The following is a 15,126-nucleotide window of genomic DNA, read 5'->3' on the forward strand; positions in this document are numbered from 1 at the left end:
CGTTCATGCTCGCGCCCACTGCGCACTCACCAGTTCGGTCCCGAGTTCTGTGAGCATGGCGAGGTCCTTGTCCTGAGGATGGGTGTCGGTCACGGCCCCGGATCCCCGCAGCAACAGGTTGACCAGGCGCGAGAACGTGGACCGGGTGCCGGGAACGGTCTGCGGGAACTGCGCATCGTACTCGTGGTTGTCCACGGTGATCAGCGTGACCCTCTGCACGCGGTCGTCCCCGCGCGTCCACGCGAACGTCATGAGACTCCAGGTCAACAAATTCTCGTCGTCGATCACGGTGCGGTACCGTGCGGAAACCTCATGACCCAGGTCCACCGTCCGCGATGGACTGATCCGGGCGGCACTCAGGTCGAAGGTCATCTCGAGTGGGAACAACTCGAGCACCCCGGTGCTGGCCACGGTCAGTGACTGCACGGCCGCGACCCGCGGACGCAGGAGCTTGTCCCAGTCCGCCCGGACGCGGGTGGCACGGATCATCTGGCGCGAGAGGGTGGCGGTCGGGCCGAACATCCGACCGGCCCACGAGTAGTCCACGGTTTCTGTTTCCTGCCACCCCGACGGGATCGCCTGGCCCGGCCCGTTTACGGGAGGAGGGCCCTGCGCCACTCGCTCGGAGATGGCCGGAGGCAGCGGGGCCAGCGCGAGTACCAGGGCGACCGCGACGAGCAGGGGCGCGCTTCGCCACGCCTCCCGCCGAGAGACCACAGCGCTCCGGGGGGCAGGCCGCTCACCACCCGGGTCGGCAGCGCCGTCGGCGCCACCCCCCGCCCGTCGGCGCACCCGCCGGACCACCGGCGGCGTCGCCACCGCCGCCGGAACCGCCAGTCCGACGAGAAGCACCACCGCGGCCTGGGCCACGGCGCCACCACCGAGCCCGTACGAGACCAGACGGACCGCCCCGGGCGGAACCGCGAGCAACACGATCCATGCCGGCCAGTATGAGCCGGTGCGGCGGAGCCCGAAGAGGAAGACGCAGCCTCCCAGGAGGAAGACCCACGCCGCGAGCACGTCCAGGTGCAGCAGGGGGTATGTCCCGGAATACCGTGGGAGGACCAGCCACTGGACCATGAGGGCGACGGTCAGGATGATCGTGCCGGCGATCTTGTCGCTCTGTCGGTCGTGGATCGGCAGCTCGGGCCGCCGACGCACGTTGAGTGCTACCGCAGCCAGCGCGGCACCCAGGACCGGCGCGAGGAGCACGGCACTACCCGCGCCGGTAGCCTGCTCGCGCGCCACCCGTATCCAGGTCTCGTGGAACCCGGCCGCGAGCATCGCCGTGAGCAGGGCCCACCGCGCCGCGTGGTCGTAGCCGGGGCTCACCGCCCGGAGCTGACCCGACGGCGGCGACGGGCGACCGCCCACACGAGTCCCGCGATTCCGACCCCGGCGACGGTGACCACCAGGCCGACGAGCAGGGCCGTGTTGACCCCGTTGGTGGAGGCGGGGTCCGCTGCCTCCACCTCGACGGCCTCGGCGGTCGAGAGCTCGAGCGGCTCGCGGCCGGGTGCCGTGAACAGGACGTTCCCGGTGAGCATCGACCAGCGTTCCTGCTCCCTGCTGAGCCACTCAAGGGTTCGGTCGAGCTCGCCGGAGCCCGAGCTCGTGGAGGCCACCAGCAGCGCCCGGTCACCGTCCTCGACGACCTGCATCGACGCGAAGTCGATGTCCTCGTAGAACCGCAGGGTCGCCGGCTCGCCCTCCTGGGCCCCCATCACCTCGAGTGTGCGTCCGCTGGTCAGGGTGAGTGGTAGGTCGAGCTGCGAGGGGGCTGATTCCGAGGTCACCAGGAGACCCGGCACGTTCCCGTCGAGGAGGACGTCCATCGGCACCCACTCCGGCAGGAGCGGGGAGGCGGACAGCGCCTGCAGTTCGGCGAGGATCGTCACCGCCCGGGCGGTGTCGTCCAGGGAACCGCTCGCGGTGGCCACCTGCATCCGCGGCATCAGAGCCTGGGGCAGGGAGTCGAACCCGGCGGGGGCGGGAGAGGTCGGCTCGGAGATCTGCACGCGCGACGATCCGTCGAGGATCATCGTCAACGGCTGGAGCACACCGCACGCGGCGCCGGCCCCCGCGGTCTGGAGGGACACCGAGATGTCGGTGTACCTGCCCAGCGCCCCGGCGGGAACGGTGACGGTGCGCTCGATGATCCCGGCCTGATCGGCGGTCCAGGAATCGAGCACGGTCTGTCCCGCGGTCACCACGATCAGGCCACTGCGATCCGAGGGGGGAGGCGAGTACGTCCCCACCAGGTCGATCGTCACGTCTCCACTCACCCTGGCCAGGGAGGTCTGATCCAGTCCGAACGCGGCCGAGACGGTTCCGACGGATCGGGCGGAGCGCGAACCGATTCCAAGCTCGTCCAGGGTGCCCTCGGTCACGAGTGCTCGCGGCGCCGGGGCGGACGAATTGAGCGTCGCCGAACCCGCCACCGCCAGGGACCAGAGGTCGCTCGACACCGATCTCGTCTCCCGGGCGAGGGCGGCGGCGTCGCCCGAGATGATCGCGGTGGGGACCTCCTCATCGGTCAACTCGATCCGGGTCTGGTCGGATTCCCGGATCTCCGCCCGCCGAGTGAACGGCGTGGCGGTCGGAGCCCTGGGGCCGGATGCCGGGAGGACCTCGATGTCCATTCCGCGCCGTCCGAACGCCGCCGCTGACGTCGTGGCCAGCTGGGCGGCGGCCTCGGCCTCGGCGATGCTCGGCTCGTCTGGCAGGTAGATCTCCAGCCGGTCAACCACCGAGGGGATGAAGTCCGCCAGAACACGGGGAGGTTCCGGTTCGCCCTCGAAGTCGACCTCCGAGTCACGCAGGACGAGGGATCTGTCGCTCCAGTCCGGGCACACCTCACCCCGGGAGTGCAGAACCGTCCGAAGGGTCAGGTCCAGCACACCGCTGCGGATCCGCGCCCCGACGAGCGGGATGTCCAGCCGGACCGTGTCCTCCGCGCCGTCCAGCTCGATCCGGTCCAGGAGCAGATCGCCCGACCACGCCTCGAGGTGTCCGCGCTCGAGGTCCACGGGAAACTGCACCGTCGTGGACAGGGTCCGAGGAGTCAGCCCGGCGGGGACCGGAATGGGAACGGCGACCTCGGCGCTCCGGTCGCGGAACTCCAATACCTCGGCCACCCCGAGACTCACGCCGTCCACGACGGTCTGGGCGGCCACGGGCGTGGGGAACGCCAAGGAGAGAGCCAGCAGGAGGGACGCGGGGACACGCAGGTCGCGAAGCGAGAACACGAGGGGTCACGCTACCGCTCCGGGCCCGTGAACACCCGCAAAGAGAGCGTGAAGTCGGGCCCGGGCCGGGTTCCGCCGATCCGTGCGACCGTCAGCGGAGGTCGGGCAACCCGTCGTCCCGCGTCAGCGGCGGCACGCCCGCGCGGTCGGTGCCCTCGTCGGCGAGCTGGTCAGGCTCGGGGTGCGCGGCGTCGAAGCTCTCCGGCAGGTTCTTGATGTGCTTGTTCATGTTGCGCACGAGCAGCACCGTGGCGATGAGGAGCAACAGCACCAGCGGGATGCCCAGCGGGGAGGCCTTGCCGAACTCGGGGCCGACCGGGTTGTCGTTGTACCCGGGGGTGCCGGGCGACTGGTTCTGAGCGAAGATCATCGCCGACTCGTACGCCAGGATCTGGACGTCCGGTCCCAGGGTGATCATCTCGGGTCCTCACTCATGCTCGGTCCGACCGGGAGCTCGACCGACGGATCGACTCCCGCGAAGAGGTCTGTCTCGTATTCTCCCTCACCGAGCTGAGGAAAGCCCACCCGACTGGCTGCCAGTTCGAACTCCTCGGTCGGCCACACCCGCTGCTGCATCTCCACCGGCGCGGCGAAGAACCATCCGTTGGGGTCGATCTGCGTGGCGTGCGCCAAGAGGGCCGAGTTGCGCTGCTCGAAGTAGTCCGCGCACTCCACCCGGGTGGTGACCCGCTCCATCACGTCCGGACGGTCCTTCCAGCGGGACAGGAACTCGTCGAAGTGGCGTACGCCGTCGCGGGCGAACAGCTCCTCGTCGAGCAGCTCGAGGCGGCGCCGGGGGAAGCCGTGCGTGTAGTAGACCTTCGCGATGGCCCACGGCTCGCCCGCGTCCGGATACCGGGTCGGGTCCGCGGCGGCCTCGTAGGCGGCCATCGACGCCGAGTGCACCTTCAGGTGATCCGGGTGGGGATAACCACCGTTCTCGTCGTAGGTGATCATCACGTGGGGCCGGAACTCGCGGATCCTGCGGACCAGGGCCTCGGTGACCTCGTCGTCGTCGGCCAGGGCGAAGCACCCCTCCGGCAGGGGCGGCAACGGGTCCCCCTCGGGCAACCCCGAGTCCACGAAGCCCAGCCAGTGGTGGTCGACGCCCAGGATGTCGGCGGCGCGCGCCATCTCGCGCACCCGCACCGCGGGCAGATCCGCGGTGACGTCCGGGCGGTCCATCGCAGGGTTGAGGATGTCGCCCCGCTCTCCCCCGGTGCACGTCTCGACCAGCACGTGGACGCCCTCCGCGACATACCTGGCCATGGTCGCCGACCCCTTGGACGACTCGTCGTCGGGGTGGGCGTGGACCGCCATCAGCCGCAGACCGGCCATCGCGAGCACCTGCCGTTCTTCTCGAGGGAGTGAAGGACCGCACCATTCTATGGGCGTCGCCGCGCGCCGTGCCCCCGGCCCGTGCCCCGGCGGACCCCCGACCACCGTTGCCGACGCGCCCGGATACCCTGACCCCATGAGTGAGCCGAGGTCGCACGCCCCGTCGCAGCGCCCCGCGAGGCCGCCCGCCGACCGGTACGCCGACGCCGATCGCGGCTCGGGCCTGGCCGGCAAGGTCGTCGCCGTTCTCCTCGTCCTCCTCGTGGGCGCCCTCCTGGTGGCCGGCGTGGTGACCATGTACCGCCTCAACCAGACGCCGGACATCTCGGGCGAGGCGACCGGCGTGGAGGTCGTGGACTCCGGCCGGGTCGACCTCACGTTCACCGTCACTCGCGAGGAGCCGGGCACGCCCGCGTACTGCATCATCCGGGCCCAGGAGGAGTCCAAGGGCGAACTGGGCCGGCGTGAGGTCTACGTCCCGCCGTCTCAGAACGGCACGGTCGAGATCACCGCGTCCGTGTTCACCACCGACCGCGCGTTCATCGCCGACGTCTACGGCTGCGGCGAGGACGTCCCCGACTACCTGCGCAGGTAGAGCGGCCCGACGACCGGTCCACCGCCGCCCTCGCGCGGGCGATGTCTGTGTTAATATTGGCGCTTCAGCACGGCTCCCGGTTTCGCGGGGCCGTGTTTTTCTTACATCACGCACGCGAACAGATTGGAGTGCGCTCATGGCGAACGACACCCAGGTCCACTGGCTGACCCAGGACTCGTACGACCGCCTCATGGCCGAGAAGGAGGCGCTGATCGCCAACCGTCCGGTCATCGCCGCCGAGATCAACGAACGGCGCGAGGAGGGCGACCTCAAGGAGAACGCCGGCTACCACGCCGCGCGCGAGCAGCAGGGCCAGGAGGAGGCGCGGATCCGCACAATCGACGACCTGCTGGCCAACGCCCAGGTCGGCGAGACGCCCACCGAGTCCGGCGTCGCGCTCATCGGCTCCGTCGTCCGCGCGTACTACAACGGCAACGAGGACACCAAGGAGACCTTCCTCATCGGCACCCGCGGCGAGGGCTCCGGTAAGGACGACCTCGAGATCTACTCGCCCGACTCGCCACTCGGCAAGTCCGTGCTGGGCGCCAAGAACGGCGAGACCCGCGAGTACACCGCCCCCAACGGCAAGAAGGTCTCCGTCACCATCGTCACCGCGGAGCCGTACCAGAGCTGACCTGCTCCGTCCGACCCCGGTGGTAGGTTCTTCACGAATGTCGGGTCGCCCAGACGCGCCCGAACCAGCGCCGGCGTAGCAGGAGTTCCAACGTGTCAGACGGTTCCCAGGACAGGCCCCACGGCCCTGCCCCGACGATCGAGGCGGCCGCAGCGAGGGTCCTGGGTCCGGCACTCCGGACCGGCCAGTCACCCTTCGAGGACGATCTCTACACCTGGACCCCCGAGGTCGCGGAGGAGCTCGCCCGCCGCCTGGACGCCGACCCCGAGGACGGCGCCGCGGGCGGCGGGGCGGGCCCGACCGGGGTGGCAGCGCCCGGGTCGACCCGCTCCCCCGTCATGCAGGCGCTGCACGACCAGCTCGAGGGCGCCCCGCGCCCGGTGGTGCTGCTGGCCGCCGAGCTGCTGTACATCCAGCAGCTGCCGCTGAGTACCGTCACCGCGCGCCTCAAGCGGGGCCGCGTCCGCGACGTGCTGTCCTGGACGGACGAGGCGCCGGAGATCCCCGCCGACCTCGACGACGTCCTCACCGAGAAGGGCCCGCTGACCGGCGGCCTCGGCTTCAACGTGCAGATGCGGGAGCACCTGCGCTGGTTGTGCTCGTTCATCATCCACTGGGCCGAGCTCGACGCCTCCGTCCGCGACGCCGCTCTGTCCGACCCGTGGGAGTTCCAGCGGGCCGCCCGCTCGACGCCCGGCGACTGGCGGGCCATCCGCTACAGCCTCCAGTACATGGTGTGGCCCGGCCACTTCCAGCCGGTCGTCAAGCACGAGCACAAGACGCGGATCCGCGACGCGTTCGCCGACCTCATCGGCGGGCCGTCCGGTATCGACGAGCTCGACATCGACCAGGACCTGCACCGGATCTCCGAGGTGCTGTCCGCGCAGCTCGGTCAGCCGGTCGACTGGTACCGCGGCTCCGTGGCCAACCAGTGGCAGCGGCACCGCGACGACCACTCCCGCCGCGCGTGGCTCGTGCGGCCCGGCCGGGGCGGCGTCGGCCAGTCCGGGCAGTGGGTCGCGCAGAACCGCATCGCGCTGCCCGCCTCGCACCTGCCGCGCATCCCCGCCCACGCCAGCCGGCTGGAGGTCTCCCAGGCCGTCGAGCAGGGCTACCCGCACCTGGACTACCAGGCACGCTTCCAGCTCACCGCGGAGCTGCACACGTTCCTGTCCCGGATGAGCCCGCAGGACGTGGTGGCCACCGTCGCCGACGCCAAGCTGCACCTGGGCACCCTCACCGACGACCTCGGCTACGTGGAGGACGGCGGGCAGCAGCTCGAGCGATCCGTGCTGTGGAGCTCCGTCACCCTGGATCTCGAGTCCCTGCCGAGCCCCCTGTCCGAGCTGATCGGCGAGCCCGGCACGGTCGTCGACCTCACCGACGGGCTCGACGCGCTGCTGTCGGCAATGCACCCGGGGCGCCATTCCGCCGAGTCGCAGGTCGCGGAGGCCCCCGCCGCGGGCGCGGTGCCCACGCTGCCCGAGGTCACCGACGAGCTCGCCGACGGCCTGCACATGCCGCGCAAGGAGCTTCAGGAGATCGTCGACACGCTGCAGCAGCGTCAGCAGATCGTGTTCTACGGCCCGCCCGGTACAGGCAAGACGTATCTCGCCCAGGAGCTCGCGCGCTTCCTCGCCGGTCCCGACGACCCGAGCCGCGTCCAGCTGGTGCAGTTCCACCCGAGCTACGCCTACGAGGACTTCTTCGAGGGCTACCGCCCCACCCTCACCGAGTCCGGTCAGCCGGGCTTCGCGCTGCAGGCCGGGCCGCTGCGCCGGCAGGCCGCGCGCGCGACGTCCGAGTCGGGTCGTGAGCACCCGAGCTTCCTCATCATCGACGAGATGAACCGCGCCGACCTCGCGCGTGTGTTCGGCGAAATGTACTTCCTGCTCGAGTACCGCGACCGCACCGTCCTGCCCCAGTACTCCCCCGACACGTCGTTCCGGCTGCCGCGCAACCTGTTCATCATCGGCACCATGAACACTGCGGACCGCTCGATCGCCATGGTCGACGCGGCCATCCGGCGCCGCTTCGCGTTCATGGAACTGCATCCCGACACCCCGCCGGTCGCCGGTGTGCTGCGCCGTCACCTCGAGGCGCGCGGCGCGTCGACCGAGCCGGCGGAGCTGCTCGAGGCGCTCAACTCGGAGATCGACGACTCCGACCGCGACCTGCGGATCGGGCCGTCGTACTTCATGAAGGACCAGGCCACCGAACCCGGCGGCCTCGAGGCGATCTGGCGGTACGACCTGCTACCGCTACTCGAAGAGCACTACTACGGGCGACTCACCCGGGCCGAGGTCCACGAACGGTTCGGCCTGGCGGCACTGCGCCGCAAGATCGGGCGGGCGTGACCACGATCTCGACGGGTCCGGGGGCGTCCGAGCTGATGGCCCTGGAGTTCGACGAGTTCGACCGCCGGGGCCGGCTCGTCACCCTCAGCTGGGAGGGCGCGCAGCACCTCTCGCAGACCGGACTGGTGGAGGTCCTGCCCGCCGGTCGCGACACGTGGCGGCTCATCCCCAGCGGGGCCGTGGGGTCGGTGCGGGTCGAGGGCCTGTCCGTGCGGGTCCTGCCCGCTGCGAGCCTCGGGCTGACGCAGTTGTTCTTCCTACTGGACCACGCGGCCGACGACGCGTTCCTCTCCTCGGCCGTGCCGGCGCGGGACGACGACGAGCTGTGGTCCTCCGTCGCCGAGTCGATGGCCCGGCTCGCGCACCAGGCGTTGGCCGCCGGGCTACTGCGGGGATACCGCAGGGTCGACGAGGCGCTGACCACCGTGCGAGGCAGGATCCGGCTCGGCGACCAGATCCGCCGCCACCCGGGCATGACCATCCCGCTGGAGGTGACCTACTCGGAGTTCACGCCGGACATCGCCGAGAATCGCATCCTGCGCACAGCCGCGCACCGCCTGCAGTTCCTGTCCGAGCTGCCCGACGCGACCCGCCGACGGCTCGCCATGGTCGACGCGAGACTGTCCGACGCCTCGCTCATCCCGCAGGGCGCGCCGGTGCCCGCATGGACGCCGAGCCGGCTCAACGCCCGGTACCAGGACGCGCTGTCGTTGGCGGACCGCATCGTGCGGCGCATCTCGGTGGAGGTCGAGGACGGCCACGCGGCGTCGGCGGCGTTCGTGACCGAGATGCCGGAGCTGTTCGGACGGTACGTGGAGGCCGAGCTGAGCGCCGCCCTCGACGGGCGGAGCGGGCGGTTGCTGCACAACCCCGTCGTCAATCTGGACTCCGGTACCGAGGCCGACGGCGACGCCCCGTCCGGTCGTCACCGCGCGCCCGCCGGGGACGGTGACCACATCTCCGTGCGGACCGGGTTGGTGTACGAGGTCGACGGCGAGCCGGTCACCACGTTCGTACCGACCTATCCCACGGACCGCCGGACCCGCGCGGCCGAGCACTACCGGCTGTTGGCCGCCTGCACGGCGCTCGGCGTAAACCGCGCGTACCTGGTGTACCCCGCCCAGCGGCGTGACGATTTCCCCCAGCCGCGGCGGATCGTGCACACAGACATCTCGATCGTCGAGTACCCCGTCGACCTCTCCGGCGGCCCGGCCGACAGCCGTCGGGCTATCGTCGAGTTGGCCGAGCACGCGCGCACCCTCGCGTGTGCGCCCGCCGCCCGCCACCGCACGGAAGGGAGACGACACGCCAGATGAGCGACGCCGATGATCCCGCCCGCCGACTCATGGTGAGTCTCGCGCTGGCGGCGGTGGGGACGGTCGGCGCGTATCGCGGCGCGTACGAGGTGCTCGCACAGCAGGCCAGGATCGCCCGTCGGGTGATCCCGAAGCCCACCTCCCGCCCCTACGACGGCGACGGGCTGTACCGCCCAGGGGCGCCGTCTCCCGATCCGTGGCGGCCGGGGATGACGTGCGACGTCCACATGATGGTCTTCGGCGACTCGCTGGCCGCCGGGTTGGGCGCCGACTCCCCCGACGAACTGCCGGGTGTTCTGCTGGCCCGAGGCCTCGCCGAGGAGGCCGGTTGGGACGTCCGCTTGAGCATCAAGGCGATCGTCGGCGCCACCTCCAAGGGGCTGGCCGGGCAGGTCGAGGCGATGCAGGTCGCGCACGGCCGGCCGGACATCTCCGTGATCCTCGTCGGCGGCAACGACATCACCTCGCGCAACGCGATCGGCCCGTCGGCCCGCCGCGTCGGGGAGGCCGTGCAGGCCCTACGCGAGGGCGGCTCCCACGTCGTGGTGGGCACGTGCCCCGATCTGGGCATCATCAAGCCGGTGCCGCAGCCGCTGCGGTCGGTCATGGCCACGCTCAGCCGGCGACTGGCCGCCGCGCAGGCCGTGCAGGTCCGCCGGGCCGGGGGCGTCCCGGTGTCTCTGGCCGAGACCCTGGCTCCCGAGTTCCACCGCCGCGGCGAGAGCCTGTTCTCCCCCGACCGCTTCCACCCGAACTCGGCCGGCTACGAGCTCGCCGCCGGCCTGCTGTTGCCCGCGGTGTGTGTGGCGCTGGGAGTGTGGGACGAGGTGCCCGAGGAGCATCTGCCGCAGGATGCCGCCGAGGCCGCCGCGTCGCTCGAGGCCGCGGACGGCGCCGCCGAGGCCGCCGAGCCTACCGACGCCGGCGAGCGCGCGGAGGCGGCCGAGCACCGCGAGTCGGTGGTCGCCCGCCTGACCAAACGCCTCACCGACTTCGTCCGCACCCACGAGGACACGGACGACGAGGAGGAGAACGCGTTCCTGCATAATGAGGACGTGGACGTCGATCCGGAGAGCACGGGGGATGCCCGCGAGGCCGCGGACACCCTCCGGCGACGGAGCCGGATCCTCCGGTTGGCACGCCTCACCCGGGACGACCCCCGCCCGGACGAACCGACCGACCAGACCTGACTCTCACCTGCTACACACGAAGCAGCCACCAGACACAAAGGAGTCTTCCATGCCGGAAGCCGTGATCGTCTCGTACGCCCGCTCCCCCATCGGGCGCGCCAACAAGGGATCCCTCGTCGGTATCCGCTCCGACGACCTGGCCACCCAGATGGTCAAGGCCGCGCTCGACAAGGTCCCCTCGCTCGACCCCACCCAGATCGACGACCTCATGCTGGGCTGTGGCCTGCCGGGCGGCGAGCAGGGCTTCAACATGGCGCGCGTCGTGTCCGTCCTCTCGGGCCTGGACACCGTGCCCGGCACCACCGTGAACCGCTACTGTGCCTCCTCGCTGCAGACCACCCGCATGGCCATGCACGCCATCAAGGCCGGTGAGGGCGACGTGTTCATCTCCGCTGGCGTGGAGACCGTCTCCAACTTCGCCAAGGGCACCTCCGACCACATCCCGGACACCAAGAACCCCAAGTTCTTCGACGCCATGGACCGCACCGCCAAGCGCGCCGAGGGCGGGGCCGATACCTGGGTCGACCCGCGCGAGGCCGGGGACGTACCGGACGTCTACATCGCCATGGGCCAGACGGCCGAGAACGTCCAGCAGATCACGGGAATCACCCGAGAGGATCAGGACGCGTGGGGCGTGCGCTCGCACAACCTGGCCGAGAAGGCCATCGAGTCCGGCTTCTTCGACCGCGAGATCGCGCCGGTCACCATGCCCGACGGCACCGTGGTCACCAAGGACGACGGCCCGCGCGCCGGCACGACCTACGAAAAGATTTCGCAGCTCAACCCGGTCTTCCGTCCCGACGGCACCGTCACCGCCGGCAACTGCTGCCCGCTCAACGACGGCGCCGCCGCCCTCGTGATCATGAGCGACACCAAGGCCAAGGAACTCGGCCTGACCCCGCTGGCCCGCATCGTCTCCACCGGCGTGTCCGGCCTGTCCCCCGAGATCATGGGCCTCGGCCCGGTCGAGGCCGTCAAGCAGGCCCTCGGCCGAGCCAACATGAGCGTCAACGACATCGACCTCGTCGACTTCAATGAGGCCTTCGCCGTCCAGGTTCTGGGCTCGATCCGTCAGCTCGGTATCGAGGAGGACAAGGTCAACGTCTCCGGCGGCGCGATCGCGCTGGGCCACCCGTTCGGCATGTCCGGCGCCCGCATCACCGCCACGCTGCTCAACAACCTGCAGACCCACGACAAGCAGTTCGGTCTGGAGACCATGTGCGTCGGCGGCGGCCAGGGCATGGCGATGATCGTCGAGCGCCTCAGCTGATCCCGCGCCCCTGACGCGGGGCCACGCGGGCGGCCACCGCTCTCGCGTCACCCGCATCGCGCACATCGCGCAGAGCGTTCCGCCCACATTTCCCGAGAGGGACGTGGGCGGAACGCTCTTCTCGTTGAGCAGGCGCCCGGGGCTCGCTTCGGCGGGCGCAGGGCTTCCTCGCCCGATCGCCGACGCGTAGCCAGCGGTCGGCAGCGGACAACGCGGCAGCGCGACTGCTCGGACTTACGAGCAGCGGGCAATGAGGCAGCGCGACTGCCCGGACTCACGCTGCGTCCTTGACCTGTGCTGGCTCGTTGGTCCCCAGCGCCAGCGCACCCGCCTCAGATCCGGACATTTCGCCAGCGCGGGTCATACGCGCAGCACACCTAGGGGCAGATACGCTGCCGCGCTGCACGGGCACGAGGCGCACCGCCCCGGGGCACGGCGCACAGGGCACGACACGAGCAGGCGCCTGGCCAATGCTTTACCCGGCGCGCGGACGCCCACCCTTCTGGCCCGTGGCTGCGATGGACGTTCGTCCAGTCCGCCGCCATGCAGCGCGTCGTCACCGTCGAGGTCGTCCGGTCCCGTGGCGAGTGGGCGGCTCCGGTGCTGTACATGCTCGACGGGGTCGGGGCTCCCGAGTACAGCACGGGCTGGAACCACGTCGCGGACATCCACGAGGTGATGGCGGACGAGAACGTCCACCTGGTCAACCCGGCGGGCGCGTACGCGTCCTACTACTCCGACTGGGAGAAGGAGGACCCGGCCCTGGGTAACCACAAGTGGGAGACCTTCCTCACCGAGGAGTTGCCGCCCATCGTCGACGACGAGCTGGACACCAACGGCAGGTCCGCCATCGCGGGGAGCTCGATGGGGGCCCAGGCCGCGCGGCGGTGTACCTCGCGGCCGGCAACGGCGTGGTCGGCTCCGGTGACCCGGAGAACTGCGGCGGCCAGGTGTACAACCTCTGGTTCGGCATCGTGCTCGAGCGAGGGTCGCTCGAGGCCACGAAGGCGTTCGAGCGCGCGCTGGACCGGGCCGGGATCGAGCACCGCGCGGACTATCTGGACACCGGCCTGCATAACTGGGCGACCTTCACGCGGAACCTGGACGCCGGGTGGGAGTACGTCGAGCCCGCCCTCCGGGGCTGATCAGCCCGCCGGGGTTGATCCGCCCGCCGCGGAAATGGCGACGGCCCCGGTTCCCTTCCCAGGGAAGCCGGGGCCGTCGTGGTTCGCGGGTCGGGTCCGCGTCAGGTGCGGATCACTCGCGGAAGTAGCTCATCAGCCGCAGGATCTCGACGTACAGCCACACCAGGGTCACGGCGAGGCCGAGCGCGACGCCCCACGCCATCTTGGCCGGGGCGCCGGCGCGCACGAGGCGGTCGGCGTTGTCGAAGTCGAGCAGGAAGCTGAACGCGGCCAGGCCGATGCAGATCAGCGAGAAGATGATGGCCATCACGCCGCCGTCACGCAGCGGGTTGAAGCCGAACAGCAGCGCACCGATCAGGTTGCCCACCATCAGGACGAGCACGCCGATGATGGCGGCGGTCATGAAGCGGGTGAACTTGGGGGTCACGCGCACGGCGCCGGTCTTGTAGACGAACAGCATGCCGGCGAAGACGCCGAAGGTGCCGAGGATCGCCTGACCGATGACCGCCGCGGCGTCGGCACCGGCGATGTCGAAGGTGAAGATGTGGGAGACCGCGCCGATGAACAGGCCCTCGAACGCGGCGTAGATCAGGGTGACAGGCGCGGAGTCCATCTTGCGGCCGAAGGTGGCCACGAGAACGGTGACGAACCCGCCGATGCCGCCGACCAGCAGGAGCGGCATCGCGAGCCCCATGTCGACGGACAGGAAGTAGGCGATGAGGCCCACGACGCCGATCACGCCGAGGGTGATACCCGTCTTCGAGACGACGTCGTCGATGGTCATGGGCCGCGTGTCGGCGGCGGACTGCGGGGCACCGTAGCCGGCCTGGGCGCCGTAGCCCGGCTGGCCGTACTGCCCCTGCTGGAACGCACCGCGTCCGGCGGCACCGAACTGGGTGGCGCCACGGGCGCTGTCCGTGGACAGGGAACTGAAGACCGGATTGCTGCTGCTGCGCATCGAGGTCCCTTCGGAATGTGTCGGGGAAGGTCGTTGGTCGAGAGTCCCCGCCGGCTCACCGACGAATCACTCGTACCTCTACAACGCGCGAGGTCGCTCGAGTGTTCCCGGCGGGCGCGGTCCTGGACGGGAGTCCGGGCGCCGGAGTTCGTCGATGAGCGTTGCCGACCCGTCACCGGCGGCTCGCACCGCTATTCGCAGGCCACCCCGTCGTTGTCGCGGTCGAGCTTCGAGGCGTACCCGGGCTGGCCGCGGTAGAGCGGTGCGGCGCCCGCCGCCCGGGCCGCCGAGCAGTTCTCGTAGTACGCCGACTGCGGCGCCGGCTCGGCCACCGGTGCGGGCGCTGGCACATACGTCGACCGGGGCTCGGGCGTGTACGTGGGCTGGGTCGGCCGCTGCGCGGCGGCGGCCTGCTCGCGTGCGACCCGCTCGCGGTCGGCCTCCTCACGGGCCGCCTGCTCGCGGGCGGCTTCCGACTCGGCGCCGGCCGCGGCCGGCACCGTGGACTCGGAGGTCGTGGCCGTCTGGGTGACCGTCGTGGTGGGCGCCGCGGTCCGGGCGGTGGACGTCACCGTGCTCGTCGCCGCCGCACCGCTCACGTCGGCTCGACCGCCGGGACCGGTGTGGGCCCCGCGGCGGCCATGAGCGCCACGAACCCGACGAGCAGCGCGGCGGTCCCGGATCCGACCGACGGCCACCGCCGCCGGAACGGGGTCAGCGGGGTGTCCCAGGTCAGCGGCCCGAGCGCGTCGGGGGAGACGTACCCGGCCATCGTCTGGCCGGCGAGCACCGCCTGCCGGTCCAGCTGGAAGTCCTCCTCGGCACGGACGCGGTCCTTGTGCTCGCAGTACAACCACCAGCCGCCCGGCAGCGCCGCTGCCAGACCGAGCAGCGCCATGGCCACCGAGGTGAGCCCGTCGCTGCCGAGCGTGGCGACCGCGGCCACCGCGATGAGCCCGCCCGTCACCACGCCGGTCCACGCGAGGACCGGCTTCCAGAACGGGGGCCGGACGTACGTCGGCTCGGTGAGGGTGGGGTGGGCTATGGAGGGCGAGACGATCGGCATGTCCGGGGT

Annotated in this window: 14 protein-coding genes and 1 pseudogene; 8 read left to right on the forward strand and 7 right to left on the reverse strand. The window is 71.0% G+C overall.

Annotation, left to right across the window (positions count from 1 at the left end; genetic code table 11):
* Positions 1-3: 3 nt before the first annotated feature.
* From A6035_RS10320 to mca, 4 genes are all read right to left on the reverse strand, one after another.
* On the reverse strand, positions 4-1,332 hold the full coding sequence (locus A6035_RS10320) for a hypothetical protein (protein WP_108849218.1): 1,329 nt from the start codon (positions 1,330-1,332) through the stop codon (positions 4-6).
* The gene (locus tag A6035_RS10325) at positions 1,329-3,248 is read right to left on the reverse strand and encodes a hypothetical protein (RefSeq protein WP_108847711.1); all 1,920 of its coding nucleotides are present in this window, start codon (positions 3,246-3,248) and stop codon (positions 1,329-1,331) included. The genes A6035_RS10320 and A6035_RS10325 overlap by 4 nt, the downstream gene beginning before the upstream one ends.
* Positions 3,249-3,339: 91 nt before the next feature.
* Entirely contained in the window at positions 3,340-3,666 is a 327-nt protein-coding gene (locus A6035_RS10330) for a hypothetical protein (RefSeq protein WP_200836302.1), read from the reverse strand.
* Complete coding sequence (gene mca / locus A6035_RS10335) at positions 3,663-4,586, reverse strand: mycothiol conjugate amidase Mca (protein WP_108849220.1); 924 nt, start codon at positions 4,584-4,586, stop codon at positions 3,663-3,665. Before mca ends, A6035_RS10330 begins: the two co-directional genes overlap by 4 nt.
* 136 nt (positions 4,587-4,722) lie before the next feature.
* Here mca and A6035_RS10340 point away from each other — a divergent pair, with 136 nt between their 5' ends.
* The 8 genes and pseudogenes from A6035_RS10340 to A6035_RS18680 all read left to right on the forward strand — a co-directional run bounded on the left by A6035_RS10340 (position 4,723) and on the right by A6035_RS18680 (position 13,093).
* Positions 4,723-5,181 (forward strand): DUF4307 domain-containing protein, encoded by a 459-nt coding sequence (locus A6035_RS10340; RefSeq protein ID WP_108847712.1) that lies wholly within the window; start codon positions 4,723-4,725, stop codon positions 5,179-5,181.
* Between the two features lie 136 nt (positions 5,182-5,317).
* Positions 5,318-5,815: a transcription elongation factor GreA gene (gene greA / locus A6035_RS10345; protein ID WP_108847713.1), complete on the forward strand. Its 498-nt coding sequence runs from the start codon at positions 5,318-5,320 to the stop codon at positions 5,813-5,815.
* 92 nt (positions 5,816-5,907) lie between these two features.
* A complete protein-coding gene (locus tag A6035_RS10350) occupies positions 5,908-8,172 on the forward strand; it encodes an AAA family ATPase (RefSeq protein WP_108847714.1) in 2,265 nt (754 codons plus the stop codon).
* Positions 8,169-9,488 carry an McrC family protein gene (locus A6035_RS10355; protein ID WP_235026557.1) on the forward strand — a complete coding sequence of 440 codons (1,320 nt, stop codon included), beginning with the start codon at positions 8,169-8,171 and terminating at the stop codon, positions 9,486-9,488. The genes A6035_RS10350 and A6035_RS10355 overlap by 4 nt, the downstream gene beginning before the upstream one ends.
* Entirely contained in the window at positions 9,485-10,678 is a 1,194-nt protein-coding gene (locus tag A6035_RS10360) for an SGNH/GDSL hydrolase family protein (RefSeq protein WP_108847715.1), read from the forward strand. The genes A6035_RS10355 and A6035_RS10360 overlap by 4 nt, the downstream gene beginning before the upstream one ends.
* A gap of 49 nt (positions 10,679-10,727) precedes the next feature.
* Positions 10,728-11,948 (forward strand): acetyl-CoA C-acetyltransferase, encoded by a 1,221-nt coding sequence (locus A6035_RS10365; RefSeq protein ID WP_108847716.1) that lies wholly within the window; start codon positions 10,728-10,730, stop codon positions 11,946-11,948.
* A gap of 543 nt (positions 11,949-12,491) precedes the next feature.
* A pseudogene (locus A6035_RS18675) lies at positions 12,492-12,770 on the forward strand (alpha/beta hydrolase-fold protein); the annotation flags it as partial.
* 65 nt (positions 12,771-12,835) lie between these two features.
* Entirely contained in the window at positions 12,836-13,093 is a 258-nt protein-coding gene (locus A6035_RS18680) for a hypothetical protein (RefSeq protein ID WP_235026556.1), read from the forward strand.
* A 112-nt stretch (positions 13,094-13,205) separates the two neighbouring features.
* Here the strand turns inward: A6035_RS18680 and A6035_RS10375 are convergent, their stop codons facing one another.
* The 3 genes from A6035_RS10375 to A6035_RS18510 all read right to left on the reverse strand — a co-directional run bounded on the left by A6035_RS10375 (position 13,206) and on the right by A6035_RS18510 (position 15,117).
* Positions 13,206-14,051 (reverse strand): Bax inhibitor-1/YccA family protein, encoded by an 846-nt coding sequence (locus A6035_RS10375; protein WP_108847717.1) that lies wholly within the window; start codon positions 14,049-14,051, stop codon positions 13,206-13,208.
* A gap of 191 nt (positions 14,052-14,242) precedes the next feature.
* Positions 14,243-14,623, reverse strand: coding sequence for an excalibur calcium-binding domain-containing protein (locus tag A6035_RS18685; RefSeq protein ID WP_244192408.1), 381 nt, complete (start codon positions 14,621-14,623; stop codon positions 14,243-14,245).
* 23 nt (positions 14,624-14,646) lie between these two features.
* Positions 14,647-15,117, reverse strand: coding sequence for a hypothetical protein (locus A6035_RS18510; protein ID WP_159149649.1), 471 nt, complete (start codon positions 15,115-15,117; stop codon positions 14,647-14,649).
* Positions 15,118-15,126 lie beyond the last annotated feature (9 nt).

The organism is Dietzia lutea, assembly GCF_003096075.1.
Classification (GTDB): domain Bacteria; phylum Actinomycetota; class Actinomycetes; order Mycobacteriales; family Mycobacteriaceae; genus Dietzia; species Dietzia lutea.

Excerpts from the sequence above, each read along its gene's own strand:
- A6035_RS18510 (WP_159149649.1), bottom strand. The coding sequence starts at position 15,117 with ATGCCGATCGTCTCGCCCTCCATAGCCCACCCCACCCTCACCGAGCCG.
- A6035_RS10340 (WP_108847712.1), top strand. The coding sequence starts at position 4,723 with ATGAGTGAGCCGAGGTCGCACGCCCCGTCGCAGCGCCCCGCGAGGCCG.
- mca (WP_108849220.1), bottom strand. The coding sequence starts at position 4,586 with ATGGCCGGTCTGCGGCTGATGGCGGTCCACGCCCACCCCGACGACGAG.
- A6035_RS10365 (WP_108847716.1), top strand. The coding sequence starts at position 10,728 with ATGCCGGAAGCCGTGATCGTCTCGTACGCCCGCTCCCCCATCGGGCGC.
- greA (WP_108847713.1), top strand. The coding sequence starts at position 5,318 with ATGGCGAACGACACCCAGGTCCACTGGCTGACCCAGGACTCGTACGAC.
- A6035_RS10360 (WP_108847715.1), top strand. The coding sequence starts at position 9,485 with ATGAGCGACGCCGATGATCCCGCCCGCCGACTCATGGTGAGTCTCGCG.
- A6035_RS10375 (WP_108847717.1), bottom strand. The coding sequence starts at position 14,051 with ATGCGCAGCAGCAGCAATCCGGTCTTCAGTTCCCTGTCCACGGACAGC.
- A6035_RS10330 (WP_200836302.1), bottom strand. The coding sequence starts at position 3,666 with ATGATCACCCTGGGACCGGACGTCCAGATCCTGGCGTACGAGTCGGCG.